Annotated in this window: 16 protein-coding genes; all 16 read left to right on the forward strand. The window is 73.4% G+C overall.

What is annotated here, in order from left to right; genetic code table 11:
* Positions 1–17 precede the first annotated feature (17 nt).
* A complete protein-coding gene (locus ACZ4MH_RS25440) occupies positions 18–1,226 on the forward strand; it encodes an acyl-CoA dehydrogenase family protein (RefSeq protein ID WP_351589742.1) in 1,209 nt (402 codons plus the stop codon).
* A 46-nt stretch (positions 1,227–1,272) separates the two neighbouring features.
* Entirely contained in the window at positions 1,273–2,394 is a 1,122-nt protein-coding gene (locus ACZ4MH_RS25445) for a cytochrome P450 (protein ID WP_351589745.1), read from the forward strand.
* Between the two features lie 142 nt (positions 2,395–2,536).
* Positions 2,537–3,592 carry a saccharopine dehydrogenase gene (locus tag ACZ4MH_RS25450; RefSeq protein WP_351589748.1) on the forward strand — a complete coding sequence of 352 codons (1,056 nt, stop codon included), beginning with the start codon at positions 2,537–2,539 and terminating at the stop codon, positions 3,590–3,592.
* Positions 3,582–4,787 (forward strand): saccharopine dehydrogenase C-terminal domain-containing protein, encoded by a 1,206-nt coding sequence (locus ACZ4MH_RS25455; protein ID WP_351589751.1) that lies wholly within the window; start codon positions 3,582–3,584, stop codon positions 4,785–4,787. The genes ACZ4MH_RS25450 and ACZ4MH_RS25455 overlap by 11 nt, the downstream gene beginning before the upstream one ends.
* The gene (locus ACZ4MH_RS25460) at positions 4,784–6,127 is read left to right on the forward strand and encodes an ATP-grasp domain-containing protein (protein ID WP_351589754.1); all 1,344 of its coding nucleotides are present in this window, start codon (positions 4,784–4,786) and stop codon (positions 6,125–6,127) included. The genes ACZ4MH_RS25455 and ACZ4MH_RS25460 overlap by 4 nt, the downstream gene beginning before the upstream one ends.
* Positions 6,117–7,427 (forward strand): MFS transporter, encoded by a 1,311-nt coding sequence (locus tag ACZ4MH_RS25465; protein ID WP_351589757.1) that lies wholly within the window; start codon positions 6,117–6,119, stop codon positions 7,425–7,427. Before ACZ4MH_RS25460 ends, ACZ4MH_RS25465 begins: the two co-directional genes overlap by 11 nt.
* A gap of 161 nt (positions 7,428–7,588) precedes the next feature.
* Positions 7,589–8,908, forward strand: a complete 1,320-nt coding sequence (locus tag ACZ4MH_RS25470) for a lysine N(6)-hydroxylase/L-ornithine N(5)-oxygenase family protein (RefSeq protein WP_351589760.1) — start codon at positions 7,589–7,591, stop codon at positions 8,906–8,908.
* The gene (locus ACZ4MH_RS25475; RefSeq protein ID WP_351589763.1) at positions 8,908–9,978 is read left to right on the forward strand and encodes an NAD(P)/FAD-dependent oxidoreductase; all 1,071 of its coding nucleotides are present in this window, start codon (positions 8,908–8,910) and stop codon (positions 9,976–9,978) included. Before ACZ4MH_RS25470 ends, ACZ4MH_RS25475 begins: the two co-directional genes overlap by 1 nt.
* On the forward strand, positions 9,975–12,248 hold the full coding sequence (locus ACZ4MH_RS25480; RefSeq protein WP_351589766.1) for a class I tRNA ligase family protein: 2,274 nt from the start codon (positions 9,975–9,977) through the stop codon (positions 12,246–12,248). Before ACZ4MH_RS25475 ends, ACZ4MH_RS25480 begins: the two co-directional genes overlap by 4 nt.
* Complete coding sequence (locus ACZ4MH_RS25485; protein WP_351589769.1) at positions 12,245–15,580, forward strand: non-ribosomal peptide synthetase; 3,336 nt, start codon at positions 12,245–12,247, stop codon at positions 15,578–15,580. Before ACZ4MH_RS25480 ends, ACZ4MH_RS25485 begins: the two co-directional genes overlap by 4 nt.
* Complete coding sequence (locus ACZ4MH_RS25490; RefSeq protein WP_351589772.1) at positions 15,577–17,103, forward strand: AMP-binding protein; 1,527 nt, start codon at positions 15,577–15,579, stop codon at positions 17,101–17,103. Before ACZ4MH_RS25485 ends, ACZ4MH_RS25490 begins: the two co-directional genes overlap by 4 nt.
* The gene (locus tag ACZ4MH_RS25495) at positions 17,093–17,356 is read left to right on the forward strand and encodes a phosphopantetheine-binding protein (RefSeq protein WP_351589775.1); all 264 of its coding nucleotides are present in this window, start codon (positions 17,093–17,095) and stop codon (positions 17,354–17,356) included. Before ACZ4MH_RS25490 ends, ACZ4MH_RS25495 begins: the two co-directional genes overlap by 11 nt.
* Positions 17,357–17,358: 2 nt before the next feature.
* A complete protein-coding gene (locus ACZ4MH_RS25500) occupies positions 17,359–17,973 on the forward strand; it encodes a GNAT family N-acetyltransferase (RefSeq protein ID WP_351589778.1) in 615 nt (204 codons plus the stop codon).
* Entirely contained in the window at positions 17,970–19,040 is a 1,071-nt protein-coding gene (locus tag ACZ4MH_RS25505) for a C45 family peptidase (RefSeq protein ID WP_351589781.1), read from the forward strand. The genes ACZ4MH_RS25500 and ACZ4MH_RS25505 overlap by 4 nt, the downstream gene beginning before the upstream one ends.
* A gap of 2 nt (positions 19,041–19,042) precedes the next feature.
* Entirely contained in the window at positions 19,043–19,702 is a 660-nt protein-coding gene (locus ACZ4MH_RS25510) for a 4'-phosphopantetheinyl transferase family protein (RefSeq protein ID WP_351589784.1), read from the forward strand.
* On the forward strand, positions 19,699–20,436 hold the full coding sequence (locus tag ACZ4MH_RS25515) for a hypothetical protein (RefSeq protein WP_351589787.1): 738 nt from the start codon (positions 19,699–19,701) through the stop codon (positions 20,434–20,436). Before ACZ4MH_RS25510 ends, ACZ4MH_RS25515 begins: the two co-directional genes overlap by 4 nt.
* Positions 20,437–20,486: the final 50 nt, after the last annotated feature.

Here is a 20,486-nt window from a genome sequence, read left to right on the forward strand (position 1 = left end):
CGCACGGAGACCCCGCCTTGCAACAGATCACGAGCTTCGACCCGGAAATACTGCAACTCCCCTTCTACGAAGACCGGCACCGCCGGCTCGCCGACGCCCTCGGCACCTGGTGCGACGCCCGTACCGCCCTGTGGGACGAAGTCCGGCAGCAGGACCCGGAGAAGGCCGGGCTGCGCCTGGTACGGCAGTTGGGCGAGGACGGCTGGCTCGCCTTCCTGGACCCGGAGTCCGGCGCCGAGGGCCTGCCCGGCGACCACCGCGCCCTCTGCCTGACGCGCGAGGCGCTCGCCTACGCCGAGGACCTCGCGGACTTCGCGTTCTCCATCCAGGCGCTGTCGGCCACGCCGCTCATCCGCTTCGGCAGCGACGCGCAGAAGCGGCACTACCTGCCGCGGATGGCCACGGGCTCGCTCGTGGGGGCCTTCGCGGTGTCCGAGGAGGAGGCGGGCTCGGACGTCGCCGCCGTCGCACTGCGGGCCGACCGCGACCCGGACGGCGGGTACGTGCTCAACGGCCGCAAGGCGTGGATCGCCAACGGCGGCATCGCCGATGTGTACGTCGTCATCGCGCGCACCGGCGGTGCCCCGGGAGCACTGGGCCTCACGGCGTTCCTGGTGCCCGCCGACACCCCCGGCGTACGGGTCGGGCAGCGCCTGGACGCGCTCGCGCCCCGCTCCTTCGCCCACCTCGACTTCGAGGACTGCCGGGTGCCGGAGGACGCCGTACTGGGCAAGCCGGGCAAGGGTTTCGTCATCGCGATGGACCTGCTGGAACGCTTCCGGATGACGGTCGGCGCGGCGGCGCTCGGCTTCGCCCGGCGGGCCGCAGACACGGCCCTGGCCCGCGCCCGTACACGGTCGATCGGCGGCGCCAAACTGATCGACCTCCAGCTGACGCAGGCGTCGCTGGCGGACATGGACGTCCAGCTCAACGCGGCAGCCCTGCTGGTGGCGCGGGCCGCCTGGGAGGCCGACCGCGGCAGCCGCCGCTTCGCCCGGCACTCCAGCATCGCCAAGCTGTACGCCACCGAAGAGGCGCAGCGCATCGTCGACACGGCCGTCCAGCTGCTGGGCGCGTCGGGGGTGGTCAAGGACAGCGTCACCGAGCGCCTGTACCGGCAGATCCGCGCCCTGCGGATCTACGAGGGCACGTCCGAGGTCATGCGGCTGACCATCGCCGGCACGCTCGACCCGCGCCGCGCGGCCCGGGCAGCGCGCGACATCTGACCGGCCCGCCCCCCCACACCGTTCCACCGAGCAAGGAGTCCCACGGGTGACCACCCCCATCGAAGCGGTCCGGCTGCCGGACCCCTACGCCTACTACGCGACGTTGGCGGCCGAGCGTCCCTTCGCCTTCGACCCGGCCGTGGGCGCCTGGGTGGCGAGCGACGCCGCGGCGGTGCGCGCCGTGCTGACCTCTGGCGCGCTGCGCGTCCGGCCCGCCGCCGAGCCGGTGCCGGCCGGCCTGGTCGGCACCCCCGCCGGTGAGGTCTTCGGGTCCCTGGTGCGGATGACCGACGGCGCCCTCCAGCGGCGGCTGAAGGGGGTGGTCGTCGACGCGCTGGGCCGGGCCGACACCGCGCACGCCGCCCAGTTGGCCGCGGAGCGCACCCGCGCGTACCTGAAGGACGGCCGGCCGCCCTTCGAAGAGCTGATGTTCGGCGTGCCCGCGCAGGTGGTGGCGGCGCTGTGCGGGCTGGACGAGGGCGCGGACGCCGAAACGGCCCGGCTCATCGGCGACTTCGTCCAGTGCATCCCCGCCTCGGCCACGCCGGAGCAGCAGCGGGCGGCGGCGCTGGCGGCCGGCCGGCTCCAGGAGCTGCTGGGCCCCGGCATCGAGCGCGGCGCCGACGGCACGGGGCTCCTCGCCGAGCTGGTACGGGCCGCGCGGCGCGCCGACTGGCCGGAAACGGCGCCGCTGCTGGCCAACGCGGTCGGCTTCCTGTCCCAGACGTACGACGCCACGGCCGGCCTGATCGGCAACACCCTGCTGGCGCTGGCCCGTGAGGGGCAGCGGCCGACCGCTCCGGAAGCCTTCGTCCGGGAGGTCGTGCGGCACGACGCGCCGATCCAGAACACCCGCCGGTTCGCCGCCGAGGCGTTCCGGTACGGCGGCGCCGAGGTCGCGCCGGGCGAGCAGGTGCTGGTGGTACTGGCCGCCGCCAACCGCGACCCGGCGGCCAACCCCGACCCGCACGCCTTTCTGCCCGGCCGCCCGGACCCCGTGGTCTTCACCTTCGGCGCGGCCACCCACCGCTGTCCCGGGGAGGCCCTGGCGGTCGCCGTGACCTGCGGAGTCGTCGGCGAGCTGCTCGCCGCCGGCTTCGACCCGCCCGAGCTGCCGGCCGAGGTGACGTACCGGCCGCTGGCCAACGCCCGTATCCCGTGCCTGTAGGCGCAGATCGGTCCTGCAGGCGCGAACCGCTCCTGTAAGCCCGCCCCGCTCCCGCTGAACACTCCCGGCCCGGTCCCGACAGCACCGCCCGGGCGGTGCCCGCTGCCCTGTTCCAGCCATCCCGAAGAGGAAGTACCGCCTGATGCCGGACATGCCACGCCTGTGGATGCGTCACGAATCCCGCGCCAGTGAGCGCCGCGCGCCGCTCGTGCCCGAGGACGCCGCGAAGCTGGTGGACCAGGGTGTCGAGATCACCGTCGAGGAGTCGGCGCAGCGCGCCTTCCCGCTCGCCGACTACACGGCCGCCGGCTGCCGTACCGCGCCGGCGGGCAGCTGGCCCGAGGCGCCGGAGGACCACTACGTCCTGGGGCTGAAGGAGCTGCCCGTACGGCCGCACGCGCTGCGGCACCGGCACATCTACTTCGGCCACGCCTACAAGGGGCAGGCGGGCGCCACGGAGCTGCTCGGCCGGTTCACGGCGGGCGGCGGCGCGCTGCTGGACCTGGAGTACCTCACGGACGACGACGGCCGCCGGCTCGCGGCGTTCGGGTACTGGGCCGGTTACGTCGGTGCCGCGCTGGCCGTACTGCACCACCGGGGCCGGCTGGAGACGCCGCTGCGCCCGACGGACCGCCCCGGGCTGGACGCCCTGCTGGCGGCCGGGGACGGCGGGACCGCGCTGGTGATCGGTGCGCTGGGGCGCAGCGGGCGGGGCGCCTGCGACGCGCTGGAGGCGGCCGGCATCACACCGACCCGGTGGGACGTGGCGGAGACCCGCGCGCTGGACCGTGCGGCGCTGCTCGGCCACGACATCGTGGTCAACACCGTGCTGACCACGCGGCCCGTGCCGCCCTTCGTGACCCCCGCGGACCTGGACGAGCCCGGCCGCCGCACGGCGGTGATCTCGGACGTGACCTGCGACGTGACCTCGGAGTGCAACGTCCTGCCCGTCTACGACGAGGTCACCGACTGGGACCGGCCGGTCCGGCGGCTGCGGGACGGCGACCGGCCCGTCGACCTGATCGCCATCGACAACCTGCCCTCGCTGCTGCCCGCCGAGTCCAGCCGGGCCTTCTCGGCGGAGCTCGCCCCCCAGCTGGCGCAGCTGTCCGACACCGACCCGGCCTGGGCACGCGCGCTGCGCGTCTTCGAGGCCGCGGCCGGCCCCGACCACAAGGAGACCACCCATGTCCGCTAGCCGGCCGACCACCGACCGCACCGGGGTTGTCCCCGCGAGCGGCACCGTCCACTGGATCGGCACCGGCCTGTCCACCGGCGGCAGCGGCCTCGGCGCGCTGTGCGACCGGGTCGGGCGCGTGGTGCTGTGGGACCGCACCGCCGACCGCGCGGCCGCCCGGCTGGCCGCCCTGGGCCTGACCGGCCGGGCGGAGGTGCGCGCCCTGGACACGGGGGCCCTGGAGGCCGCCGTGGGCACGGGAGACGTGATCGTCTCCATGCTGCCCGCCACCGAGCACCCGCGGCTGCTGCGGCTGGCCCTGGACCGCCGGGCGCACTTCGCCTGTACCAGCTACGTCTCCGATGCCGTGGCCGAGCAGGCGGCGGCCGCCGCCGAGGCGGGCCTCGTCGTCCTGACCGAGGCCGGACTGGACCCGGGCATCGACCACTTGCTGGCCCACCGGCTGGTCGGGCGCGCCCGGGAGGCGGTCGGCGACACGGCCGAGTCGGTGGACTTCACCTCGTACTGCGGCGGCATACCGGCCGTCCCCAACGACTTCCGCTACCGGTTCAGCTGGGCGCCCTACGGAGTGCTGGCCGCCCTCGGCTCGCCCGCCCGCTACATGGACGAGGGCGCGGAGCGCACCGTCGCGCGCCCCTGGGAGGCCACCCGCGTCCACCGCCTGGACGACGCGGAGTTCGAGGTCTACCCCAACCGCGACAGCCTGCCCTTCATCGCCCAGTACGGCGTTCCGGACGGCTGGCGGCTGCGGACGTTCGTCCGCGGCACGCTGCGCAACGCGGGCTGGCGCGGCGCCTGGGAAGAGGTCTTCCGCACCGTGCGCGCCGGCGACGAGACCCGCACCAGGGCGCTGGCCAAGGAGCTGGCCGACCGCTACCCCACCACCGAGGCCGACCGCGACCGGGTCGTGCTCTCGGTCGCGCTCGACGTCCGGACGGCGGGCGGCGAGGGCTGGCGGGGCGCCGGTCTGATGGACCTGACCGGGGACGAGACCGAGAGCGCCATGGCCCGCTGCGTGTCCCTGCCGCTCGCCTTCGGCCTCACCCGGCTGCTGGCCGGCGCGCTGCCGGCCGGCCTGAACCGGGCCGCCGAGTCCGCCGAGGAGGCCGGCCGCTGGCTGGACTTCCTCGGCGACAACGGCCTGCGCATCACGTTCGACGAGACGCTCACGACATCACGGGGAGACCGCGCATGACCGAAACGACACCGGGCGGGAGAGCCCCCGAAGCCTTCGTCCTCACCGGCGCCTTCTGGGTGGTGTGCCGCAACCCGCGCTACCTCCAGGAGCTGTCCGCGCGGGGCCTGAAGGTGCTGCTCATCACCCCCGCGAGCTACCGCGAGACCGCGCGCACCTGCATGAAGGACCCGGATCACCCGGCCTCCCTCATCGACGACATCGCGTTCGTGGACGGCTCGCTCGACCAGGAGGGCTCGTTCATACCGGGCTTCATCGCCCGTGCCCGGGACTGGCGGCGGCAGTACACCGTCGTCGGCGCGTACGCGGTCGGCGAGACGCTGGTGGAGCCGACCGGTCTGCTCGGGGACGCCCTCGGCCTGCCGGGACCCGGGCTGCGCGCGACGCGGGCCTGCCGCAGCAAGTACCTCCAGCGCTGGTACCTGGACGCGTTCGGCCCGGCCTCGCTGGTCGTACCGCCCGGCGAGCGCGAGGAGACCGCCCTCGGCGGCCTGGCGTACCCGGTGGTGGCCAAGCCCGCGACGCGCCACTCCAGTTCGGGCGTGGTCACCGTCGCGGACGCCGCCGAGCTGCGGGAGCGGCTGGCGGACTACCCCGCGTACGAGACCGTGCTGGTCGAGCAGCAGGTCCAGGGGCAGGAGTACTCGGTGGAGAGCCTGGTGCAGGGCGGCGAGGTGATCTTCGCCTCCGTCACCAGGAAGGAGACCACCGAGTCGCACGCCCGCTCCTTCGTGGAGCTCGCGCACTCCGTGCCCAACGCCCGTACGCAGGAGGACGAGGCGCTGCTGGGTGCCAACCGGCGGCTGCTGGCGACCCTGGACTTCCGCGACGGGATCGCGCACGCCGAGTGGCGCGTCGGCGCCGACGGCCGCCCGTACCTGATGGAGATCGCGGCCCGCACCCCGGGCGACGGCCTGCTCGCGCTCTACCAGCTCGCCACCGGGCGGCCGCTGGAGCCGGAGATCGTCCGGATCGCGCTGGGCGAGCCGGCCTCCTACCCCGCGCCGCGGCGCTGGGCCCGCCAGGTCTACCTGGACCACGAGCCCGGCACGCTGGAGGACGTCACGGTCGACTGGCCGGGCGTCTCGCCGGTGTGGGTGGGCGACGGGGGGATGTGGCCGGAGCTCGCGCCGGGCGGCCCGGACGCGCCCCCGGCGCTGCGCGCGGTCCTGGTGCTCAAGGACAAGGGCGCCCCGTTGTCCCCGCTGACCAGCTCCGACGACCGCGCGGTGACCTTCCTCATCGACGCGCCGACCCCCGGGGAACTGGACGAGCTGGAGCGCCGGGTGCGCGCCGCGGTGACCCTGACGGTGCGGACGGCGGCCGGTCATGGCTCTTGAGACCCGGGCCGGCGAACGGGCCACGGTGTGGGGCACGTTCCGTGAGGCGCCGCTCGCGGTGAAGACCGTGCTCGCCGGGGTGCTGGTCAACCGCCTCAGCGGCTTCCTCAACATCTTCCTGGTCCTGTTCCTGACCGCCAAGGGCTACTCCGACGGCCATACCGTCATCGCCCTCGGCGTCTACGGAGCCGGCGCCGTCGTCGGCTCGCTGATCGGCGGCACGCTCGCGGACCGGATGGGCGTGCGCAACGCCACCGTGGTGTCCATGGGCAGCACCAGCGTGCTGACGGCCGCCCTGCTCTACCTGCCGGACTTCACCGCCCTGCTGGCGGCGATCGCGCTCGTCAGCCTCGGCGCACAGCTCTTCCGCCCGGCGTCGGCGACGCTGCTGGCGGAGCTGACGTCCGACCACCGGCAGGTCATGATCTTCGCGATGTACCGGTTCGGGCTCAACGTGGGGGCCACGGCCGCACCGCTGGTCGGCTACGGCCTCTACAACGCGGGCGGACACGAGTACACCTTGCTGTTCTGGGGCGAGGCCGCGATCGCCCTGCTGTACGCGGTCTTCGCCCGGGCCACGCTGCCCGCCCGCGCACAAAAGCCGGCCGCCACCGGTCCGAAGGACGGCGCGCGGCCCTCGGGCGGCTACCGCGCGGTGGTCCGCGACCGGCGCTACCTGCTGTACCTCGTCGCGGCCTTCTGCCACTCGGCCGTTTACATGCAGTACCTGTCGACGCTGCCGCTGTACATGAAGGACGCCGGGCTGGCGCTCTTCTGGTACACCTTCGCCGTCTCGCTCAACGGATTCATCGTCATCGCCTTCGAGTTGCTGATCACCAAGCTCTCCCAGGAGTGGCCGCTGAAGCTGACCGTCGGGCTGGGCTTCGCCCTCGTGGGCGCCGGGGTGGCCTTCTACGGGCTGCCGATCGGACCGGCCGCTGTCATCGTCGGCACGCTCATCTGGTCGCTCGGCGAGATCATCGGCGGTCCCGCGGTCTTCGCCTACCCCGCGAAGGCGGGCCCGGAGCACCTGCGGTCCCGGTACATCGGCAGCTTCCAGTTCATGTTCGGGCTGGGCACCGCCGTGGGCCCGATGCTCGGCAGCTGGCTCTTCCTGGAGCTCGGCGGGCTGGTCTGGCCGGCGGTCGCCGTCGGCTCGCTCCTCGCCACGGTGTTCGGCCTGATCGCCGTGCGCCGGCCGCCGTCGGCGGCGCCGCCGTCTGTCCCCGTAACGATGAGCCCCGCCTCCCAGGGGAGCGGTGACCGGCCGGAGGCACGTACGGCCGGCTCGCCGGTCTGACGCTCCACCTCCCCTGCGGCATTCCCCCTGTGACACGGACGCACGACCGTCCGTCCGGTCACGCACGACCCCCCACCTGCCCGATATCCCGCCACATCACACCTCATATCCGGCACGACTCGACCGGCAGACCGCCGGCATCCGCCTGAAGGAGAGATCTCATGGGGCACGCGACAAACCGGGCCGATTCCGCGCAGTACCACTGCGTAGGAGTGGGCGTGGGACCGGCCAACCTGAGCCTGGCGTCACTGCTGCACGGCCGCCCGGAGGTGCGCAACCTCTTCCTGGACCGGAAGGAGTCCTTCGGCTGGCACGACGACCAGCAGATACCCGGCACCACCTTGCAGGTGTCGATGTTCAAGGACCTCGTCAGCCTCTCCGATCCGAAGAGTCCGTTCTCCTTCCTGTCCTATCTGCACGACCAGGGACGGGTGTACCACTTCCTCAACGCCCAGTTCGCCGACGTACCGCGGCTGGAGTTCCGCAACTACCTGGCCTGGGCCAGCCGGCGCAACGAGAACGTGGTCTTCGGTGAGAGCGTCGAAGAGGTCGGCTTCGACGGCGTCTTCACCGTCCGTACCGACCGCCGCACCGTGACCGCCGAGAACATCGTCGTCGGCGTCGGCAGCCGGCCGTGGGTGCCGCCGCAGGGCCGCGGCCTGCTCGGCCCCACGCAGTTCCACGTCAACGACTACATGACCGCCGCACAGGGCCTGAAGGACAAGCGGGTCGTGGTGGTGGGCGGCGGCCAGTCCGGGGCCGAGGCGTTCCTCGACCTGATCTCCCGCTCGGACGGCGAACTGCCGCGCCGCGTCTCGTGGATCTCCCGGCGCCGCAACTACTTCCCGATCGACGACTCGCCCTTCACCAACGACTACTACATGCCGTCCCACTCCGACTATTTCTACGGCCTGCGGCCGGAGGCCCGGCAGGCGTTCAACGCGCAGCACATCCTCAGCAGCGACGGCATCTCCGAGTCGACACTGCGCGACATCTACCAGCGGATCTACGTCCACCGCTTCGTCCAGGGCAACCCCGACCTGGTCGGGCTGCACCCCAACCGCGAGGTCGTCGACGTGTCGGCGGCGGACGCGGGCGGCTGGGACATCGGCGTCCGGCACAACGACGAGCCCGGCGCCGTCGAGCACTTCGAAGCGGACGTCGTCGTCTGGGCCACCGGCTTCCGCCCGGCGCGCACGGACTTCCTCGACCCGATCGCCGGCCGGCTGGAGCGCCACGGCGACGAGCTGAGCATCGACGAGGACTTCGCGGTGCGCTGGGACGGCCCGGCCGACCGCAACATCTTCGTCCAGAACGCCGCCCGCGGTCAGCGCGGCCTCGCCGACCCCAACCTCAGCCTGAACGCCTGGCGCAGCCAGCGCATCGCCGACCGGCTGAGCGGGGTGCGCGGCGACGAGCAGCTGGCGTCGTTCATCGAGTGGTCGTCCAAGGCCGGCGCCAACGTCCCGTGGGGCGCGTGATGGCGCGGACCGACACCGACTTCGCGGTGGTCGGCGGCGGCGTGCTCGGCTGCCTGATCACCCGGGAGATCCTGGCCCGCACCCCGGACGCCTCCGTGGTCCTGCTGGAGCGGGACGCGGTCGGCAGCGGCGCCAGCCGCCGCTCGGCCGGCCTGCACTTCCCCCGCGGCTCCTCGGAGCGGGTCCGCGGGATGGCCGCGTACAGCCAGGGCCACTACGCGGCGCTCAAGGCCGCCCGCCCCGAACTGCCGGTGCACAGCCTGGACATGACGGTGATCGCGGACGCGTCGGACGAGGCACGGCTGCGCGAGACCTATCTGCCCGAGGCCAGGCTCCGGCCCGTCGCGGAGGTGGCCGGGGGGATCGCCCGGGTGCCCGCGGGCAAGGCCGCGTGGGAGGGCGACGGCTGCCAGTACGCGGACGTGCACGCCCTCACCCAGCTGCTGGCCCGCGACCTGCGCCGGACCGCGGAGTTCCGCGAGGGCGTCGCGGTCACCGGCCTGAGCGCGGGCCCCGACGCGGTGGAGCTGGCCCTCGGCACCGGCGACACCCTGACCGCCGGACACGTCGTCCTGGCCCCCGGCCCCTGGCTCGCGGCCCCCGCCTGGCGGGACCTCGTCGCGCCGCTCGGGGCACGGGTGAAGAAGATCGTGGCCCTGCACATCGAGGTACCGCCGGCCCCCGGCGACCGGGCGGTCGTCCTCCAGGACGAGGACGCCTTCCTGCTGCCGTACCACGAGCGCGGGCACTGGCTGTTCAGCTACACCTGCCAGGAGTGGGACGTCGCCCCGGACACCCTGCCCACCGGCGTCTCGGCCGCCGACCGGCGCGAGGCGCTGGACGTCCTGGCCCGCTACGCCCCCCAACTGGCCGACCGCTGCGTGTCGGGCCGCGTCTTCTGCGACGCCTACGGCCCCGCAATGCAGCCGCTGGTACGCCCGCTCACCGACGACGGGCGCGTGGTCTTCGCGGGAGCCGCCAACGGCTCCGGCTACCGGCTCGCCCCCGCCATCGCGGCGGAGACCGCCGGCCTTCTCCCCCTTCCCTCCCAGCGAAAGGACGCGGCGTGATCCTCCATACGTACGACGACACGGCCCTCCACGAGGCGTTCGGCATCGACATGAGCGACATCGACGGCCTGGGTGTGGGCGCGGGCTGGGGACGGGTCGCCCCCGGCCGCAGCTCGGACAGCCACCAGCACGACGAGACCGAGTTCTTCGTGATCGTCGCGGGCCGCGGCGAGTTCGTCGTCGACGGGCGGCGCCACCCGGCCGCACCCGGCACGGTGGCCCTCTTCGAGCCCTTCGAGTCCCACGTCCTGGAGAACACCGGCGACACCGACGTGGTCTTCCTGACGCAGTACTGGCGCGACCCGTCCCGCGCCCTGGCCTCGGCCGGGAACACGGCGCGCACGGCCTTCGGCGAGCGGCCGGTCTTCGTCTTCTCCACCCCGCCCACCCCCAACGGCGACCTGCACCTCGGGCACCTCTCGGGCCCGTACCTCGGCGCCGACGCCTACGTCCGCCACCAGCGGATGAACGGCACCAAGGCGTGGCACCTGACCGGCAGCGACGACTACCAGAGCTACGTACTGGGCGCCGCGCGCGCCGACGGCCGCGGGCCCGCGGAGACCGCCGCCCACTACAGCGCCGAGATCGCCCGGACGCTGGCCCTGATGGACATCGTCCCCGACCAGTTCACCGTCACCGACGACGACCCGTCCTACCGCCCGGGCCTGCAGGACTTCTTCTCCCGCGTGGTCTCCTCGGGCACGGTGCGGGTGACCGAGGCGGACGCGCTCTTCGACGCGGAGAGCGGGCAGTACCTCTACGAGGTGGACGTCAAGGGCGGCTGCCCGGCGTGCGGTGCGGGCACCAGCGGCAACATCTGCGAGGAGTGCGGCGAGCCGAACACCGTCACCGACCTGGTCGACCCGGCCTCCGCCCGCTCGGCCGCGACCCCGCGCAGCGCCCCGGTCGCCCGCTGGTCGCTGCCGCTGCACACCTTCCGCGAGCAGATCGCCGAGCACCACCGCCTGGGCCGCGTCCCGGCCCGGCTGCGCGAGCTGAGCGACCGGCTCTTCCGCCGCGCGAGCCTGGACATCCCCGTCAGCCACCCCTCCGACTGGGGCGTCCCGCCGGCCGAGAAGGACGTGACCGGACAGGTCATCTGGGTGTGGCCGGAGATGTCGTACGGCTTCCTGCACGGCATCCAGTCCCTCGGCGCGCGCCTGGGCGAGAAGTGGCGGGCGGCACAGCCGCAGCAGGACTGGAAGGTCGTCCACTTCTTCGGCTACGACAACAGCTTCTACCACTCGGTGCTCTACCCGGCCCTGTACCGGCTGGCCCACCCCGGGTGGACGCCGGACATCGACTACCACGTCAACGAGTTCTACCTGCTGGAGGGCAGCAAGTTCTCCACCAGCCGGCGCCACGCCATCTGGGGCAAGGAGATCCTCGGCCCTGACTCCGTCGACGCCGTCCGCTACTTCCTCGCGGCCACCCGCCCCGAGGGCCGGCGCACCAACTTCCAGCGCGCGGCGTACGAGACGACCCTCGACGAGACGCTGATCGGCACCTGGCAGAGCTGGCTGAACGACCTCGGGGCCCGGATCGGCAAGCGGTACGGCGGAGCGGCCCCGGACGCCGGTACCTGGACGCCGGAGCACTCCGCCTTCCTCGCCCGGCTCGGCGCCCGGCTCGCCGCGGTCACCGGCAGCCTCGGCTCCGAGGGCTTCTCGCTCAACCAGGCGGCCGCCGAACTGGACGGCATCGTCACGGACACCCTGCGCTTCTCCCGCCAGGAGGCGGTCCTCGCGGAGACCGCGGGCTGGGAGAGCGAGGCCCGGACCGCCATCGCCCTCGAACTGGCCGCGGCACGCCTCCTCGCGCACGCCGCAGCGCCCGTCATGCCCCGCTTCGCCGCGCGGCTCGCCGAGGCGCTCGGCCTGCCCGAGCCGGCCGTGTGGCCGCGCACCGTGGAGCTGGTCCCCCCGGAGAGCGGCATCCGCCTCGCCGACGCCGTCTTCTTCCGGCCGACCGCTCCCGCGCCCCGCCCCGCGCACGCCGGCCCGCAGCTGATGCCGTGGCTGACCGCGCTGATCCGCGCCGCGCTGCAGCTCCCGGAGGACGCGGTGGTGTGCGACAGCAACCTCAGCCAGCTGGGCACCAGTTCGCTGCAGGCCGTGACGCTGCAGTACCAGATCCTGGAGGCGCTCGACGTGGACGTCACCGTGGAGGAACTGCTCGGCAGCCACGACGTCAACGGCCTCGCCGCGCTGATCGAGGAGCGCGCCGACGAGGCCGCCCTCACCGCGCTGACCGAGGAGGGCGCCCGATGAACTACCGCGACGTCCTGCGCGAGATCGACAGCCGGGGCCTGTCCGTCTCCCTCTCCGGCGACGACCTGCGGCTCCAGGGCGGCCGCGAACGGATGGACCCCGACTTCATCGCGCTCGTCAAGAGCATGAAGGAGGAGCTGGTCGCGCACCTGGCCGAAGAGGAGCGGCACGGTCCGGGGTTCCCGCTGACCCCGCTCCAGCGGGCCTATCTGCTGGGCCGCAGCGGCATCTTCGAGATCGGCGACGTCTCCAGCCACGTCTACCACGAGTTCGAGGGCGTGTGGGACGTGGACCGGCTGGAGTCGGCCCTCGAAGCGGTCGTGGACGCGCACAGCGCGCTGCGCTCCCGCTTCGTCTCGGACGACCGGCAGGTCACCGAGTTCCGCCAGCACCGGCCGCGGATCAGCCGCCTGGACCTGCGCGGCGAGAGCCCCGAGGAACAGGACCGGATCCGCGCCGCGCTGCGCGAGGAGCGCTCGCACCGGGTGCTGGCCGCCGATCAAGTACCGCTGATCGCCGCGGACGTGACGGTCCTCGCCGACGACCGCATGGTGCTGCACGTCAGCCACGACGGGCTGGTCATGGACGGGATCAGCATGTTCCTGTTCTTCCGCGCCTGGTGGCGGCAGTACCGCGACGGCACCGACGACGACGCGCCGGACGAGCTGCCGTACGAGGAGTACGTGGCGGCCCTGCAGGCCGGGCGGGAGCGGGCACCGGCCCGCCGCTCGCGCGAGTACTGGCTCGGACGCGTCGACGACCTCGCGCCCCACCCGGACCTGCCGCTCGCCACCAGCCCGTCCGCGCTGACCGCCACCCGCTTCTCACAGCGCCAGGTGCGGCTGGACGAGCGGGCCTGGACGGCGCTGAAGGAGCGGGCCGCGTTCGCCGGACTGACGCCGTCGGCCCTGCTGCTCGCGGCGTACGCCGAAACGCTCTCCGTCTGGGGTGCGGGGCCGCGCTTCACCCTCACCACCACCGTGGCCAACCGGCCGCCCATCCACCCGCGGGTCTTCGAGGCGATCGGCAACTTCTCGGACACGATGCTGGTCGAGGCGGAGATCGACCGCTCCCGCACCTTCGAGGAGCGGGCCCGGGCGCTGCAGGCCCGGCTCCGCAGCGACCTGGACCACCGGCACTTCTCCGGCGGCGACGTCATGCAGGAACTGGCGCGCCGGCGCGGCGGCGTGACGGGCGCCCGGATGCCCTTCACGTTCAACAGCGCCATCGGCCACGTCGACGCCGAGGTCGACGGCTCCGCGCTGGAGCTGTTCGGCCCGGAGGTCTTCAGCGTCAGCCAGACCCCGCAGGTGTGGCTGAACGCCTTCGCCATGGAGCAGCACGGCGGCCTCGTCGTCCAGCTCGACGGGATCGACGAGCTGTTCCCCGAGGGTCTGCTGGACGACGTCGCCCAGGGGTACGGCGCGCTGCTCGACACGCTGTCCGGCGAGGCCGCCTGGCAGCGCCACACCTTCGATCTGCTGCCCGCCGCCCAGCGCGAGCGGCGCCGCGCGGCCAACGACACGGCCGTACCGCTGCCGGAGGAACTGCTGGGCGACGCCTTCGCCGCCCAGGCCGAGCGCACGCCGGACGCCCCCGCGATCCTCACCTCGGACACGCGGATCAGCTACGGCGAACTCCTGCGCCGCGCGGCCGCGGCGGCACAGTGGCTGCGGGAGCGGGGCGTCGGCAGGGACGAGCTGGTCGGTCTGGTGATGGGCCGCGGGCCCGAGCAGATCGTCGGCATCCTCGCCACCGTCCTCGCCGGGGCCGCCTACCTGCCCGTCGACGGGGCACTGCCCGCCGAGCGGCAGCGCTACATGCTGCGCGACGGCCGGGTCCGCCAGGTACTCACCAACCTCGACTGGCAGGACCAAAGCGGCGAACGGGAGGTACTCCGCCTCGATGTGACGGTACCTCAGAAAACGACGACGGCACCGGTCGAGCTCCCCGCCCGGCTGCCCGGCGCCTCCCCCGACGACCTCGCGTACGTGCTCTACACCTCCGGTACGACCGGCGCGCCCAAGGGCGTCATGGTCAGCCACCGCAACGTCGCGAACGTCGTCGCCGACTGTCACAAGCGCTTCGACATCACCCCGGACGACCGATTCTTCGCCATCAGCGCGTTCAACTTCGACCTGTCGGTGTGGGACGTCTTCGGCGCGCTGTCCGCCGGGGCCGCGCTGGTGATGCCCGACCGGGACCGGTCCGTGGACCCCGCCCACTGGCTCGACCTGTGCCGGAGCGCCGGGGTGACCGTGTGGAACTCCGTTCCCGCCATCGTCTCGATGCTGCACGACCAGGCGGTCGCCGACGAGGTGGTGCCGCCCGCGCTGCGCCTGGTGATGATGAGCGGCGACCGCATCCCGCCGGCGCTGCCGGCCGCGCTGCGCCGCCTGAAGCCCGGCCTCGACGTCGTCTCGCTCGGCGGCCCGACCGAGACGACGATCTGGAACATCCTGCACCCGGTCGCCCCGGAGGAGGACGGCAGCCGGTCCATCCCGTACGGCCGGCCCAACGCCAACAACCGCGCGTACGTCCTGGACCGGGACGGGCTGGACGCCCCCGACTGGGTGACCGGCGAGATCTGCGCGGCGGGCACCGGGCTGGCGCGTGGCTACTGGGGCGACGAGGAGCGCACCGCCGAGCGGTTCGGGTACGACCCGCGGCGCAACGAACGCCTCTACCGCACCGGTGACCTGGGCCGTTATCTGCCCGACGGCAGCATCGCGATCCTCGGCCGCAGCGACTTCCAGATCAAGGTCAACGGCTACCGCATCGAGGCCGGCGAGGTCGAGACGCGGCTGGTCGCCCTGGACTCCGTGGCCAAGGCCGTGGTCGCCAGCCGGCCCGGCGCGCGGGGCGACCGCCTGGTGGCCCATCTCGTACCGAGCGGGGAAGCCCGGCCCACCGAGGCCGAGCTGCGCGACGCCCTCCGCCGCGACCTGCCCGACTACATGGTCCCCACGGCCGTTCTGTGGCACGGTGACCTGCCGCTCACCAAGAACGGCAAGGTGGACCGGGGCAAGCTCGCCGAGACCGCCGTCGAGGAGGCGGCACCGGCCGCGGAGACCCCGCGCGGCGGTGGCGAACCCACCACGGACACCGAGAAGGCGCTGGTGGAGATCTGGTCCACGGTGCTGCGCGGGGCCCGGGTCGGCGTCCACGACAGCCTGCGGGCGCTCGGCGGCGACTCGATCACGGCGGCCCGCATTCTCACCGCCGTACGCAAGCGGTTCGGGGTCACCATCCCCCTCGACGTGCTGGCCGACCTGGACACCGTCGCCGCAATGGCCACGGCCCTGACACCGGAAGAGGAGCAGGCACGGTGACCGACCACTCCTTCATCAACCACATCGTCACCACCGCGCCGCTCGGCGGCCGGATCTCCTTCTCCCGCCTGGACGGTACGGAGTCCCTCGGCCTGCCGGAGCTGTACGAGCGGGCCGGCCGGCTGGCGCGCCGGCTGCAGGCGCGCGGCATCGGCCCGGGCGACCGGATCGGCATCCTGGCCGCCAACAGCCTGGAGTGGGTGCTGCTGGACCTCGCGGCGCTGCTCCTGAAGGCGGAGACCGCCGGACTGGAGCCCGGCAAGTTCGCGCCCTCGGCGGAGCTGATGGCGCGCTACGGCCTCACGCTGCTCTTCACCGACCAGCACACGGACGCCCCCGGCGCCGTGCCGGTCGGCGAGGTCCGGGCGCTCGCGGAGGAGCCGGCGGGCCCGGAGGAGGACACCGCGCTGCCCGCGGTCCACTGGGCACCGCGGGACGTGACGACCATCAAGTTCACCTCCGGCAGCACCGGCACTCCCAAGGGGCTCGGCGCGACCGTCGGCTCCATCGACAGCTCGCTGGCCGCGGTGCAGGAGATCTTCGAACACAAGCCGGGGGACGACCTGTTCGTCTTCCTGCCGCTCTCGCTGCTCCAGCAGCGCTACTGGGTCTACTCGGCGCTGGTGCACGGCCACGACGTCACCATCAGCACCTACGAGGCGGCCTTCGCGGCGCTGCGCCGCGTCAGGCCCACCGTCGTCATGGGCGTGCCGGCCTTCTACGAGACGGCCAAGCGCCAGGTGGAGTCCCGGCTGCGCCGCTCCGGCGGGACGGCCGGGGAGGCGGCCCGCCACCTGTTCGGGGACCGGATCCGCTACCTGTGGACCGGTTCCGCACCCGCCGACGCGGCGATGCTCCGCTTCTTCCACGACGCCGGGCTGCCCATCTATGAGGGCTACGGGCTCAACGAAACCTGCATCGTCACCAAGAACCACCCCGGCGCCCACCGCGTCGGCAGCGTCGGCAAGGTACTGCGCGGCAAGGAAGTACTGGTGGACGAGGACGGGACCGTCCGCGTGCGCAGCGACCACCCGGTCAACTACGGTTACGCGTATGCCGAACCGGGCGCTTCGGAGCGGATGTTCGCCCCGGACGGCACCGTACGGACCGGCGACCTCGGCCATCTCGACGAGGACGGCTTCCTCTTCATCCGCGGCCGCGCCGACGACGTCATCGTCCTGGACAACGGGAAGAAGATCGTCGTCCGGCCGATCGAGGAGCACATGAGGACCAGCCCGGCGGTCGCCGAGTGCGTCCTGTTCTGCCCCGCGCAGACCGACCTGGTCGCCGTCGTCTCCCCGGCCGCCGTGCCCGCCGACACCGAGGCCATCGCGGCCCAGCTCGCCCTCACCAACGCCGCCCGCACGGCGGACGAGCGGATCAGCCGGGTCGTGGTCGCCGACGCGCCCTTCAGCATCGACAACGGCCTGCTGACGTCCCAGTACAAGCCCAAGCGCAAGCAGATCCTCGCCACTTACCACTCCGGCATCCACGACAGTAAGGAAGGCATTCATGCGGCCTGACATGGAGAGCGCGGCCAGGGAATCCCTCTCCGCGGTACTGGACCCCGAAGTCGCCCCCGAGGACCTCGACCTCGACGCGGACATGGCCGGCTCCTACGGCCTGACCTCGCTCAACAAGGTCCTTTTTCTGACCGAGGTGTGCGAGGCGACCGACGTCGACCTCGCCCACTTCACCGAGCACGACCTCGCCGAGATGCGCACCCTGCGCAGCGTCGCCGAGTCCCTGTCCCGACTCACGAAGAAGGTGGCCTGACCATGACCTGGAACGAGAGCGCCGCGGTGGTCCTGGAGAACGCGCACGTCCTGCTGCGACCGGTCACCGAGGCCGACCGCGAGGCCGTGCGGGCCGTCGCGATGGACCCCGACATCTGGCGGTACTTCGTGTCGGCCGTCGAGACCGACGCGGACTTCGAGAAGTTCTTCGACACCTGCCTGGCCGACCAGGAGGCAGGCCGCCGCGTCGTCCACATCATCACCGACAAGTCCACCGGCCGGGTCGCCGGCAGCATGAGCTACGGCAACATGGCCGAGGCCGACGCGCGGCTGGAGATCGGCTGGTCCTGGCTGGGCCGCGACTTCCGGGGCCAGGGCATCAACCGCTGGGCGAAGTACCTGCTCCTGGAGCACGCCTTCGAGCAGCTGGGCGCCGAGCGCGTGGAGTTCAAGACCGACATCCTCAACACGCAGGCGCGCCGCGGGCTGCGCAACATCGGCGCCGTGGAGGAGGGCACCCTGCGCAGCTTCAACTTCATGCCCGGCGGGCGCCGCCGCGACGCGATCTTCTACAGCGTCCTGCGCGCCGAGTGGCCCCGCGTGAAGGACGAGCTCGCCACCAAGCCGAAGGTCGCCCAGCTGGACGCCGTCGGATGACCACGGGCGCGGGCATTCCCTTCATCCGCGCGTCGGGCGGCCCCTTCGCCGCCGGGCGGGCCCATGGTGAGGCCCTCGCCGGTCCGTTGCGTGCCTTCCTCGACGACTCGCTCTCCCGGCTGAACAAGGTCATGCCGGAGCCGGTCTCGCTGGACGGGCTGCTGCCGTCGATCGCCGCCTACCGGGCGGCGGTCACGGCGGCCACGCCGGAACTGGCCGAGGAGGTCGCGGGGCTCGCGGCCGGCGCCGGGATCACGCCGGACGAGGCATGGCTGCTCCAGCTGCGCCGGGAGATCATGGGCTACCGCAAGGTGCCCACGGCGGGCGACTGCACGACCTACGCCCGCACCGGCGCGGCCGGCCCCGTCCTCGCGCAGACCGTCGACCTCAACGGCAACCTCGACGACCACCTCGGCGTGCTGGAGGTCGCCCGCACCGGGTCGCCGCGCCGCTCGCTCGTCCTCAGCTTCGGCGGCCTGCTCGGCTACCTGGGGCTGAACAGCGACGGCCTGGCGGTCGGGCTCAACCTGGTACTGGGCGGCGACTGGCGCCCCGGAGTACCGCCCTACCTCGCCATCCGGCATCTGCTGGACACGGCACGGGACGTCACCCAGGCCCTGGAGATCCTGCGCGGCCTGCCCCTGGCGAGCTCCCGGACGCTCGTCCTGTGCGACCGGGAACGGGCGGCCGTGGTGGAGATCCTGGGCGACGAGCTACGGGTCACGGAGGCGGCGGAGACGGTGCACACCGGCCAGGTGGAGACGGTGCACACCAATCACTTCCTGCACCCGGACTTCGTGCCGTTCGACGAGATCAACGTCTTCGCCCGCAACTCGTCCGTGCGCCGGCTGAAGGCGGCCACCGCCGGGCTCGCCGAACTGCCCCCGGGGTGCGGCGCCGAGGACCACTTCGGGCTGCTGTCGCAGCCACCGGTGTGCGTACCGGACCGGGGTGACATCCGCGCCGAACGCACCGTCGCCGCTGTGGTGATGCTGCCGTCCCGCGGCGAACTGCACGTCCGGCCGGGCGATCCGTCGCTCTCCGCTACGCAGGTCTTCAGGTTGTAGCGGTGGACGTGTGGCTTGTGGATCTGGACGGTGGGGGTGACTTGGAGGCGCGTCCCACGGAGGCGGAGAGACGGCGGGCCGCGGCCTTCACGGACGCGGCCCCGGCCCGGCGCTTCCTCCGCTCCCGGCGGGCGGTGCGCGACCTGCTGGGCCGGCGGCTGGGGATCTCCCCGGCAGGCCTGCGCGTCGCGTACACGCCGTCCGGCAAGCCGTATCTGCCGGACCACCGGGAGCAGCACATCAGCTGGTCGCGGTCCGGGCGCCTGCTGCTCGTCGGCGCGGACGACCGCGGGCCCGTAGGCGTGGACATCGAGCGGCTGCGGCCCGTCCCCGCAGCGCTGGACGTGCTCGCCGCGGTGTACCCGGCCCTGCCGGCCACGGCCGACCCCGCGGCGTTCCTCCCGGCCTGGACGCTGCTGGAGGCCGCCGTGAAGGCGACCGGGCGCGGCCTGGCCCGGGGCGCCGCGGAGGTCGGCCTCGCCCTCGGCCCCGGGGGCACGGTCGCCCTGCGCGGCATCTCCGGCCACGGGCCGGGTGCCTGGTACGGCCGTACGGAACTACTGCCGTCGCGCAACGGCCTCCCCGCGGCGATGACGGCCGTCGTCACCCGGGGCGCTGCCGGCCGGTCCCTCATCGACGCGCCGAGGAACGAGGAGAAATGACCGCAGAACCAGAAGCCGGCAGTGTCCGCTCCGGACGGCTCCGCCTGCACGTCATCGCCCTGAACGTCGGCGCCGCCGAGCTGACCGCCGCCGTCTCGCGGGTACTGACCGGCCGGGCCGTGCGGCACGCAGGCGTCAGCGCCGAGGTGACCGACGCGTGGGACGGCCCGGAACTCCGGCTGTCGTGCGAGGACGTGCGGGGCGTGGCCCCGGGGGCCGGGCGGCTCTTGAGGGAGATCGCCACGGCGGCGGGCGCGGGGCCGGAGGCCGATGCGGAGGCCGGTGCGGGGGCCGGTGCGGAGTTCGGTCCTCACGCCGCCCCGGAGGAGGCCCGCATCGCGTACCGCGCGTGGCAGGCCCTCATGGCGCACTGGCGAGTCGCCGACGGCGCACGCGCGGAGATCACGGCCCCAGGCCTCCTGTCTCCCACAGGCGCCCCCGACGAGCCGGTCGATCCGATCTTCGTCTTCGACCACGTAGGCCCTCCGGTGCCACCACCCGGCTGGCGGCTGCGCTCCTGGTACGCGCCGGACATAGGCGTCTACCACTTCTCGGTACCGCCCTCGGCGTCCGGGCCCCGCCTGAAAGTCGCCTCACCCCGCCCCGCGGAGCGGAAACGGACCGCCGAGCTGCTCCGCACCTGGCAGGCCGTGACCGCGGAACTGGCCGCCTCCCCCGGCCTGCCCCTCACCGCACTGCACGTTCCACCGCGGAGGCTCGTCCTAGGGGACTGAGGGCCGTGCCGCCCTCGGGCCGCGGTCCCGTGCCGCGTTCTCGCCGGCCG

The organism is Streptomyces sp. NPDC026301 (genome assembly GCF_055567935.1).

Excerpts from the sequence above, each read along its gene's own strand:
- ACZ4MH_RS25485 (WP_351589769.1), top strand. The coding sequence starts at position 12,245 with ATGAACTACCGCGACGTCCTGCGCGAGATCGACAGCCGGGGCCTGTCC.
- ACZ4MH_RS25515 (WP_351589787.1), top strand. The coding sequence starts at position 19,699 with ATGACCGCAGAACCAGAAGCCGGCAGTGTCCGCTCCGGACGGCTCCGC.
- ACZ4MH_RS25505 (WP_351589781.1), top strand. The coding sequence starts at position 17,970 with ATGACCACGGGCGCGGGCATTCCCTTCATCCGCGCGTCGGGCGGCCCC.
- ACZ4MH_RS25465 (WP_351589757.1), top strand. The coding sequence starts at position 6,117 with ATGGCTCTTGAGACCCGGGCCGGCGAACGGGCCACGGTGTGGGGCACG.
- ACZ4MH_RS25450 (WP_351589748.1), top strand. The coding sequence starts at position 2,537 with ATGCCGGACATGCCACGCCTGTGGATGCGTCACGAATCCCGCGCCAGT.
- ACZ4MH_RS25495 (WP_351589775.1), top strand. The coding sequence starts at position 17,093 with ATGCGGCCTGACATGGAGAGCGCGGCCAGGGAATCCCTCTCCGCGGTA.
- ACZ4MH_RS25500 (WP_351589778.1), top strand. The coding sequence starts at position 17,359 with ATGACCTGGAACGAGAGCGCCGCGGTGGTCCTGGAGAACGCGCACGTC.
- ACZ4MH_RS25475 (WP_351589763.1), top strand. The coding sequence starts at position 8,908 with ATGGCGCGGACCGACACCGACTTCGCGGTGGTCGGCGGCGGCGTGCTC.
- ACZ4MH_RS25455 (WP_351589751.1), top strand. The coding sequence starts at position 3,582 with ATGTCCGCTAGCCGGCCGACCACCGACCGCACCGGGGTTGTCCCCGCG.
- ACZ4MH_RS25470 (WP_351589760.1), top strand. The coding sequence starts at position 7,589 with ATGGGGCACGCGACAAACCGGGCCGATTCCGCGCAGTACCACTGCGTA.
- ACZ4MH_RS25460 (WP_351589754.1), top strand. The coding sequence starts at position 4,784 with ATGACCGAAACGACACCGGGCGGGAGAGCCCCCGAAGCCTTCGTCCTC.